Source organism: Candidatus Acetothermia bacterium (assembly GCA_024653305.1).
GTDB lineage: Bacteria > Bipolaricaulota > Bipolaricaulia > Bipolaricaulales > Bipolaricaulaceae > JACIWI01.
In genome coordinates this window covers 3,816-5,553 of record JANLFW010000033.1, presented here as the reverse complement: position 1 = coordinate 5,553, position 1,738 = coordinate 3,816, and the positions used below count along the sequence as shown (strand labels likewise).

Below are 1,738 nucleotides of genomic sequence, written 5' to 3'. Positions count from 1 at the left end.
ACCCCGACCTCGGTGGGGGCCACGAACGCGGCCTTGGTGTACTGGGGTACCTCCTGATCGGGGTTGACCGCGTCCAGCATCCGGTCCAGCTTCGGGGCGTCCTCCTCGGCCAGCGTCCTGTGGATGCTGACCGCAGCCGCGTCGTGGGGGACGTAGATGATCACGAACCCCTCGCGAATGCGCGACGCGGCGACCACCCGCTGGATGTCCTCCGTCACGTCCACCGCCTGTTCTCTCTTCTCCGTCCTGATCCTGAGCGTCTCCAGCATCTCTTCCTCCTTTCGCCCAGGATCATACGCGAACCCGCCGCGGGCTGCGGCGCGCCTTGCGATTTTCATCCGGGGAAGCTAGAATTCGTTCTCGTTGGCTCAGCTGTGAGAACGCTTTGAACCAATACCTATTCTCCCCTGAGCGTGATGGAGGCATGAAACTTCGGGTAGCAGTGCTTGTGGATGTGCAAAACATCCAAGAGACGTTCGAGCGGCAGGGTAGCGAGGTCCGCTACGATGCGCTCAAGGAATACATCCTCAACCAGCACGGGCTGGATGAACGCGAGGTGAAGTTCCTCGCGTTCATCCCCTATCGGCGGGACGATGAGCGCCGGATGAGGTTGGTGGACGCCCTGTCGTTCATGGGGTTTCGGGTGCTGATCAAGCCGGTGCGGGAGCATGCCGATGGGGGCATGAAGGCGAACATGGACACCGAGCTCGTGCTGGAGGCGGTGAACTTAGCCCCTCTCGTGCACGAAATGGTGCTGGTGACCGGGGACTCGGACTTCGTGGCCCTGGTGGATTTCCTCAGCCGCCAAGGGAAGCGGGTGACCGTCCTCGGCCCCGGTCGTGGATCGACGTCGGTGGAGCTGATCCGGGCTTCCGACCACTACCAGAACCTGGACGAGGTCCCAGGAGTCATCCTGCCCCGGTTCAACCACGAGCCCGCGGCGACGGGCGGAACTTAGCCGAGCAGGGTGTCCAGGAGCATCATCGCCGTGAAGCCGAGGATGAGCCCGCCGGTGGCGGCGAGCTCGTGTCCTCGCCGGTGGGACTCGGGGATGATCTCATCGGAGATCACGTACAGCATCGCCCCGGCCGCGAACGCCAGCGCATAGGGGAGGAGGCCGGCGGCCTCGACCACCGCCAATGCCCCGAGCGCTCCGGCGAGGGGCTCGGCCAATCCGGTCATTGTCGCGTAGAGGAGGGCCCGCCCACGTGAGTAGCCCTCGCCGACCAGGGGCAGGGCCACGGCCAGCCCCTCGGGCATGTTCTGGAGGGCAATCCCCGTGGCCAGGGCCACCGCCGCCCCGATGTCCCCTTGCCCGAACGTGACCCCCACCGCGAGCCCCTCCGGGAAGTTGTGGATTGTGACAGCAAAAGCAAACAGCCACACCTTGCCCAGGCGGCTGCCCAGGCCCTCCCGGCCGTGGAGGAAGTGGAGGTGGGGGATCAGCCGGTCGGCCGCGATGAGGAGGCCCACCCCGAGGAGGAGCCCCACCACCGCCCGCCACGGCCCGCCGGCCTCGATCGCCGGGAGGAGGAGGGAGAAGAACGTGGCGGCGAGCATCACCCCGGCCGCAAACCCGAGCATCCCGTCGGTGAGCTTGGGGGAGGGTCTGCAGCGGAGGAGCACCGGGAGGGCCCCGACCCCGGTGGCGAGCCCTGCCGCCAGGGAGGCGAGCGCCCCCAAGGCGAGCGGGCTCACCCCGCTTCCTTCCCCAGGATCGCCCGCGCCCGAGCCGCGT

General features: G+C 67.3%; 3 protein-coding genes. 1 reads left to right on the top strand and 2 read right to left on the bottom strand.

Features of this window, described 5'->3' with window-relative positions:
* Nucleotides 1-338: YjbQ family protein (locus tag NUV94_07910; protein ID MCR4392662.1), on the bottom strand; the 338-nt coding region annotated here is incomplete at its 3' end.
* Between the two features lie 86 nt (nucleotides 339-424).
* Between NUV94_07910 and NUV94_07905 the strand changes: the two genes are divergently transcribed.
* A complete protein-coding gene (locus NUV94_07905) occupies nucleotides 425-958 on the top strand; it encodes an NYN domain-containing protein (protein ID MCR4392661.1) in 534 nt (177 codons plus the stop codon).
* Here the strand turns inward: NUV94_07905 and NUV94_07900 are convergent.
* Complete coding sequence (locus NUV94_07900) at nucleotides 955-1,698, bottom strand: ZIP family metal transporter (GenBank protein ID MCR4392660.1); 744 nt, start codon at nucleotides 1,696-1,698, stop codon at nucleotides 955-957. The genes NUV94_07905 and NUV94_07900 overlap by 4 nt on opposite strands.
* Between the last annotated feature and the right edge of the window lie 40 nt (nucleotides 1,699-1,738).

What these genes read in the sequence shown, in the direction of transcription:
- NUV94_07905 (MCR4392661.1), top strand. Translation starts at nt 425, where the DNA reads ATGAAACTTCGGGTAGCAGTGCTTGTGGATGTGCAAAACATCCAAGAG.